The organism is Moorena bouillonii PNG, from assembly GCF_001942495.1.
In the GTDB taxonomy this organism is placed as follows: Bacteria; Cyanobacteriota; Cyanobacteriia; order Cyanobacteriales; family Coleofasciculaceae; genus Moorena; species Moorena bouillonii.
Map to the genome: position 1 here is coordinate 5,900,327 of NZ_MKZS01000001.1, position 7,484 is coordinate 5,907,810.

General features: G+C 43.8%; 7 protein-coding genes. All 7 read left to right on the forward strand.

All coding sequences use genetic code 11. The features are described 5' to 3' along the window. Positions 1-545: 545 nt before the first annotated feature. The 7 genes from BJP37_RS23895 to BJP37_RS39940 all read left to right on the forward strand — a co-directional run bounded on the left by BJP37_RS23895 (position 546) and on the right by BJP37_RS39940 (position 7,264). Positions 546-1,583 carry a hypothetical protein gene (locus BJP37_RS23895; RefSeq protein ID WP_075902514.1) on the forward strand — a complete coding sequence of 346 codons (1,038 nt, stop codon included), beginning with the start codon at positions 546-548 and terminating at the stop codon, positions 1,581-1,583. Between the two features lie 542 nt (positions 1,584-2,125). Then, on the forward strand, positions 2,126-2,914 hold the full coding sequence (gene xth, locus BJP37_RS23900; protein ID WP_075902516.1) for an exodeoxyribonuclease III: 789 nt from the start codon (positions 2,126-2,128) through the stop codon (positions 2,912-2,914). A 61-nt stretch (positions 2,915-2,975) separates the two neighbouring features. Beyond that, entirely contained in the window at positions 2,976-3,101 is a 126-nt protein-coding gene (locus BJP37_RS43885) for a hypothetical protein (protein WP_269087056.1), read from the forward strand. 441 nt (positions 3,102-3,542) lie between these two features. After that, entirely contained in the window at positions 3,543-4,388 is an 846-nt protein-coding gene (locus BJP37_RS23905) for an SAM-dependent methyltransferase (RefSeq protein WP_198954162.1), read from the forward strand. Beyond that, positions 4,388-5,296: a tetratricopeptide repeat protein gene (locus BJP37_RS23910; protein ID WP_075902518.1), complete on the forward strand. Its 909-nt coding sequence runs from the start codon at positions 4,388-4,390 to the stop codon at positions 5,294-5,296. Before BJP37_RS23905 ends, BJP37_RS23910 begins: the two co-directional genes overlap by 1 nt. A gap of 267 nt (positions 5,297-5,563) precedes the next feature. Continuing rightward, entirely contained in the window at positions 5,564-6,898 is a 1,335-nt protein-coding gene (locus tag BJP37_RS23915; RefSeq protein ID WP_075902520.1) for a tetratricopeptide repeat protein, read from the forward strand. 66 nt (positions 6,899-6,964) lie between these two features. Continuing rightward, a complete protein-coding gene (locus tag BJP37_RS39940) occupies positions 6,965-7,264 on the forward strand; it encodes a hypothetical protein (RefSeq protein WP_075902522.1) in 300 nt (99 codons plus the stop codon). The last annotated feature ends 220 nt before the right edge of the window (positions 7,265-7,484 follow it).

Consider the following 7,484-nt stretch of genomic DNA (forward strand, 5'->3'; position numbering starts at 1 on the left):
TGTCTTGATGCAGTCGCTCATGGGGGAAACCCCCAAGACCGCGCTGCATCGCTGATGATAACCCTCACAATTTTTCCTTATCAAGGTAAAATTAGGGGTATCATTAAAAGCTCAAATACTTGGTATTAAGTTTTTGTGGCGTAAGTCATGACTTTGATAGTTTTGGCAACTTATTGGGTTGTCAACTAGTCAAATTTAACGATAAATCCCTAAACCACAAGGCTGCTTTATTGTCAGCTTAAAAAGCTAATTACTAAACCTTAATAGCTAAACGGTGCGCTTACAGTCGTCGAATTAAATTCGCCACGGGTTGCACCGCAACTTAACTACATATAGTGAGGGCGCAAGCCTTGCGCCCCTACAATTAGGCTTAAGCAACGGATGCCAGGGTAATTTTTGAACTGGAATGGCTGATCAAGGGGAGTCAAGAAACTGCTGCATCAGTTTCTTGTGATTGCATCTACGCGCAATAGTTATTTGAGAAATTAATTATGAGTTTGGATGGCACAATCTCTAAGAAACTATCTAAGTGTTCAGTTGGCGATATGTCTGAAATTGACAGCCAATTAGTGGATTGCAAAGTGTTGGGTGGCAAAAAGCAAAAGCTGTTTTCCTATGTTGCTTATGGTTTGGGAATCCACTCGGCGCTACCAATCCCAGAGTTTATCCCAGCAGAAGTAGAGTGTGATGTGATGATTCACATTCAGAGTAATGATTACAGTACCGGATGCGTTCGCGTAGCGTCGGCTGAGGCCGTAGGCCAAACGCGAACGCCGAATCGCAAAATCAGTGACTACATTCCAAAGGAAGTTATCCAGCAGCCGATGGCTTTGCAGTTGAGTCCAAAGGAGGCGGTGATTTATCTCAAAGACACAGGGCTGTTTCTGGTACAGGGGGGAAACTCGATTACGATCATTCCCTCAGCAGAAGCCTGTCTGAGCCGCATTCAAACGGCTCTAGTGGGAACTGTGATGGCGATTCTGCTCTATCAGCGAGGATTGTTGGTGCTACATGCCAGTATAGTCAATATTAATGGTGGTGCGGTTGTTTTCTTGGGTGATTCCGGTGAGGGTAAGTCTTCAATTGCTGCTGCACTCCATAGTCAGGGATACAGAATCATCACTGATGATGTTGCACCTGTGACGTTGGATCAGGGGACAGCTAAAGTTGCTTCTAGCTTTCCTCAAATTAAACTAAGTCGAGAAGTGGCTAAGGTTTTGGGATATGACCAGGATAAGCTGGGTCTGCTGGTACCGAAGTTAAATAAACCTGACTATCTATTAAATCAGGATTTTACCCAAGCGCTACTACCAATCCGGTGCATCTATGTACTGGTTTCAGGTTCACAGTTGAGTATTAAGCGTCTGAAACTTCAGGAGGCGGTGATGGAACTATCCCGTCACTCCCGTCTAAACAGCTTATTTGACTCTGAGAAAGCATCCCATCTTCTTCAGTGTGCTCAGCTTGCCAATCAGTGTAGTGTCTATCGTCTCCAGCGACCTCGTAACTTGGCTTTGTTGCCAGAGTTAGGGAGGTTGGTGGCAGAACACCAATTTATACAGGGTCAAAGTGAAAAGGTATAGCGCTACGCTTAGCGTCAGAAGTCAGAAGTCAGAAGTCAGAAGTCAGCTAGACTCACGTTTCGGAATTTAGGAGCGATGCAGCGCGGTCTTGGGGAGGCAGCGCGGTCTTGGGGAGGCAGCGCCGCCAAAGGGGGTTTCCCCCATGAGCGACTGCCGTGGTTTCCCCCATGAGCGACTGCCGTGGTTTCCCCCACTCGCGCTTTGCATCAAGACAATGTCAAACACCTTAATGCGTAGTGCTATAAATAATATGATAAATTACCCAAAGCCCGATTATCGATTACTCAAAAAAACCTCGATCTCATAATCATCCTAATCAGGTTTTATCAAACACTGTAATCAACCCCTTCAAATTAGTTGAAGGGGTTTACTGTAATATGTCCGACGTGATATCTCTTCCTTTACTGCTAAACTAGCCTGTTGAAAACTATGGTAGTCTGTTTTTGATGTCTGAGTAGAAGGTATCTATATCCTGCTCCCCAACGCTGGCGTAGACGTAGTTGCTGTCTGTTTTGGACTAAATCTAATCACCTGTAGGGCTAATGAAAATCGCTACCTGGAACGTCAACTCAATTCGGAGTCGCCAAGCTCAAGTAATAGATTGGTTGCAACGGACCCAAGTAGATGTGCTTTGCCTGCAAGAAACTAAAGTAGTCGATGCCCAGTTTCCGCGATCGCTTTTTGAAGAATTGGGGTATTACCTTTATATTTCTGGGCAAAAATCCTATAACGGTGTAGCCATCTTTAGCCGGAAACCAGCCACAGAAGTAACTACTGGTTTTGCTGCGGTGTTGGATACAGCTCAGGTCGGGGACTTAGATGAACAAAAGCGAGTGATTAGCGCTACAGTAGATGGCGTCCGCATTGTTAACCTCTATGTTCCCAATGGGGCTTCGGTGAACAGTGAGAAGTATGACTACAAGCTACGTTGGCTGAAGATACTGCGGGACTATTTAAACAGTATCCTAGAACAACAGTCCCATGAACTTTGTGTATGTGGGGACTTTAATATTGCCCCAGAAGACCGGGATATCCATGATCCTAAAGGCAAAGAAAAGCATATCATGGCGTCCCCAGTAGAACGTCAAGCCCTACAATCTGTCTTAGACCTAGGTTTAGCAGATGCCTTTCGCAAATTTACCAAAGAAGGGGGTAATTTTAGTTGGTGGGACTATCGCACCCGTGCCTTTCGGGGTAATCGGGGTTGGCGCATTGACCATATCTACCTAACCCCCAATCTTTACAATCAAGCGATTAGTTGTACCATTGACATAGAACCGAGAAAACTAGATAAACCTAGTGACCATGCCCCTGTAATCCTCATGTTTTAGTCAAGTTTTATAGGGAGTTGCATTCAAAGAGAGTAGATTGGTTGGATAGGGAGATAGGGAGATGGGGAGATGGGGAGATGGGGAGATTGGGGGAAGAGAAAGTTGTACCTTTGACCGCAACTTAGTATTAAAGGGAAAAGCTATGCAAATGGCAAATAGCAAATGGAAAATGGAAAATGGGAATTAAATTGAATAATTAAAATTAACAACTAAAATCAAAAATTAACAATTCTAATTAGGGTTTGCTGAAAAAGTCTTTTGGTATTGAATTGAGTCAGGAGTTAGGAGTCAGGAGTTAGGAGAAATGGGAATTATATAGAAGGTAGTCGGAAGACTTGTCCCTTTATTTTTCGGCTCAAGTCTTTGTATGCTAATTTTTTGAGCTTTTTCGACCGATTTGCTTGCACTTAAAGAGACCCAAAAAGGCGAAAACCTTTATCTGTCAATGCCCATGAGAGTTAATCAGCAAGCCCTAATTAACAATTAGAGCAGTCGAAGTAAAGGTTAAGAAATGTTTCTGCTCCCTGTTCCCTGCTCCCTGCTCCCTGCTCCCTGCTCCCTGCTCCCTGCTCCCTAAAAACATGTACCTCACCTAATTTAAAACCGCTATATTGTGTCTGTTACTCTGATGAAAAACTCCGATTCTAAGCTGAAGAGTAAATTGAATTTGGAAACTGGCTCCTTAACTATTGTTGGTACGGGGATTCAATTGGTAAGTCATCTGACTTTGGGGGCGAAAGCCTGGATAGAACAAGCGGACAAGGTTTTATATGCTTTGGCTGACCCAGTAACGGCTAAATGGCTCAAAGAATTGAATGCCACAGCAGAAGCTTTGCCATATAACCGGAACAATCAATGGCGCAGAGACACTTATCAAGAAATGACCGAAAGGATATTGACAGACGTTCGTAAGGGGCTGAATGTCTGTGCTGTGTTTTACGGTCATCCTGGGGTTTTTGCCAATCCAGCCCAGGCAGCTATTAAACAGGCACATCGTGAAGGCTTCACAGCACAGATGCTACCTGGGATTTCTGCGGAAGATTGCTTATTTGCTGACCTTGGTGTCGATCCTGGTCGAAACGGGTGTCAAAGTTTTGAAGCAACGGACTTTTTGATTCGACGGCGTAAATTTGACCCCACTAGCCCCTTGATTTTGTGGCAGATTGCCATGGTTGGCAATCTCGGTTTTTACAAACCGGAGGAACAGTTTCGTCCTCTAACTATATTGACTGAGGTATTAAAAACACATTATGGAGGTGACCATGAAGTGATTGTTTACGAAGCAGCTGTTTATTATCCAGTTTGCAAACCAGTGATCCAGCGTATTCCTCTGTCCAAGCTACCACAGAGCAGTGTTACTGAGGTTTCAACCCTTTATATTCCGCCTCAAGGGTTAGCACCTGTGGACAAAGACATGATGGCGCGCTTAGGTATGTCTTGTGTTAAAGAAGCTACAGGGGAGAAACAGATCTGATGACAGCTTATCAACAAACTGTGTCCAACCTCAACTTAGCGTCCGCACAGAACCCTGAGAAAGCTAAGGCTCTAGCTCAGCAAGGTGAGGCTGATCGGCTGATGGGAGATTTTGAAGCTGCCCTCGCTAAGTTCACCGATGCCATTGAGCTAAATTTTAACAACCCTTGGGCTCTCGCTCACCGTGGGCAAACCTACTATCAGATCAAACGTTATGACGAAGCCCGAACAGATTTTAGCCGCGCTATTGATCTCAACCCTAACTACCTTTGGGCCCTCGCTCACCGGGGCGTAACCTACCGCTTTATGGGGGAAGCATATTACACAATGGCAGTGGCTGACTTGGATCGAGCCATTGAGCTGAAGCCGGATTACCTTTGGGCAATTGCCTATCGTGCCCGAGTTTATGAGCTGATGAAGTGCTACAAGAAAGCCCTGATTGATTTTGACCGTGCTATCGCCTTTGACAAAACCATATTTGTGAAAAATTGGCAAATTGAGAGAGGGTTAATCCTTTGCTACGACGGCCAATATGCTGAGGCGATCGCTTGTTGCCAGCAGAGGTTAGAGGAAGTTCCTGATGACACTACAGCTTTGTACTGTATTGCAGTGGCAAAGGCGCGTTGGCAGGGATTGACCCAGGCCAAAAGCGAGATTGAGCGTACGCGGTCAGTATTGCGCTCTCAATGGCAGACAGGGGATCGAGGAGATATTCTGTACCGACTGAGCGGCTTAGCCATCTTGGTAGGTAACTGCGAACAAGCATGGGAATATCTAGAAGAAGCTATTCCTATTAATGATGAAGCCATTGAGTTAGTCGGTCACGACCCAGCTTGGATGGAGTGGCGAGATGACCCGAAAACTCAGGCATTACTCGCTATAGAAAAGGGAGTAGGGAGTAGGGAGTAGGGAGTAGGGAATATGGAATCAACAATTATCACAATTCTTACAGGGATTGCTATAGAGCAGTTTTTAGTCTAATTAAGGTACACAGTCTTTTTAGCTTTTTACATCTTACCTCTTAGAGGTTCTAAGTTCACTGCTCCCTGCTCCCTGCTCCCTGCTCCCTAAAAACATGTACCTCACCCAATTGAAAACCCCTATAGTTAAGGGTTTGATACAACAAACCTCAATCAATTAAGTTTCAAATAACAGTCAAGGAGGAATTTGATACAGATGGATAATAACACTTGGGCTCTTGCTCAAAAAGCAGAAACTCTTCGCTTGTCAGGAGCTTATGAACAGGCGATAGAGAAATTTGAAGAACTTCAAAAAAGTGACTCGGACAATGCTTGGCTCAATGCCCACCTAGGAACAACTTACTACCAGTTGATGGATTATGGTAAGGCCGAAAAGTACTTGAAAAAAGCCGTCAAAAAGAATGATAACTATCTCTGGGCTCATGCACATCTAGGTGAAACCTATCGTCTACGAGCAATTACAGAAAATGATAAAAAGCATAAAAAGGAATCTATTAAATCAGCTATAAAACATTTTGAAAAAGCCCTTGCTCATCAAGCACCAGAAAACAGCAACTATGGGTGGGCATTAGCTCACTTGGGAGCAACCTACCGCCTGAAAATAACTCTGGATAAGAAGAAATTAATCAAAGAAAATGAGATAGATGAAAAAAGTAAAAAACAAGCTTTAAATTATCTTAACAGAGCGATTGAACTTATGCCCACATATGCCTGGGCTTGGGGTATGCGATCGACAGTTCACAGATTAGCTCAAGAATACGAGGAGTCATTTTGGGATTTGGGAGTAGAAACACAAATATCTCCAGACATGGAGACTTTACAACACTCTCCTTCTCCTGTTCCATTCTTAGTAAGCAGGAGGGTAAGTCTTTATGAACATGCATTTCTGTTTTTTTATTTAACGAAGAATTTAAAGAAGAAAAAATATCACTCAGAAAAGAAAGAGAGATACTATAGTGGAGCGATCGCTTGTGCCCAACAAGTCTTGCTCCTGAAGCCAGGTGATTTGATGGGTCAACTCATTCTCAAGGTAATTGAAGGTACACAAAAGAAGGAAAAAGACAAAATTAATAATAAATTTAGAGAAGAATGCAAGACACTTATTGAAAAGATAGATGCCAAGCTTGCTGAGATATGTAAAGCAGTATTGAGATACATGATAAAGGCTGAGCCTAAAACCAAGGATAAGTTGGAGATGCTGGCTCAGGCAGAAGGTATGTCAGGACATAAATTAAAGAAGCTTGTTGATGATGTCCTCCAAAATCCTGAGATTGAAGGAGACGGACAATTATGGCTGTGGCAAAACTTTGCATGGGTCGAAGGATCTGCCAGTGCTCTTTCCTTCCTTGCTGATTTAAGTGAAATTCTGCGATATTATGATCAACACTATGATGAGATTACTGGTGAAGCATGGCCTTATCGAGTGCTTGCCTTGATAATCTATGATCAATACGCACTGGAAAGGCTTTATCAAGCTGCAACATTGTCAGAAGCAGAACGGAAAAAAGAATTTAAGAAATTGTCGCTGTGAATAAAATCACGACCATTAGCTTAGATTCTTGATTCGTGACTAGATTAAAAATTAGCAGGATATCTGATGAGTAAACTATTTGATTTATTAACCGATTTGGCCCTTGACCCCAAGAAACAAAGTGTTTTTATCAATAACCCCAGTTCCGTAATGGACGAAGTGGGTTTATCTGAAGTAGAGCAGACGGCGATGATCAGCAAAGAAGCTGCTAAAATTACAGCGTTATTTGCTGATGAACAAGTTCCCCTTGCCATGACTATTGGTGATCCCGGTCCCGATCCCTTGCCAGATCCAGACCCTTTTCCTATGCCAGATCCAGAGCCTGATCCATCAGAAGAAGAAGAAGAAGCTGCATCGCTTTTGTAAAGGTGCCCATTCCACCCACCGGGTCAAACAGCTTTTAGGAAATGCACCCCACTTAACCGTTAGGTTAGGTGGGGTGTTTGACTTTACAGCTGTGTTCAGATGAATCGACTTCACTACCTTTAGCTGCAATCCCTCGCTTGGGGGGCTAGGGCGTTTTTTCTTGCCTCGGAGATCCCCCTAAATCCCCCTTAAAAAAGGGGGACTTTGAGTATGGCTCCCC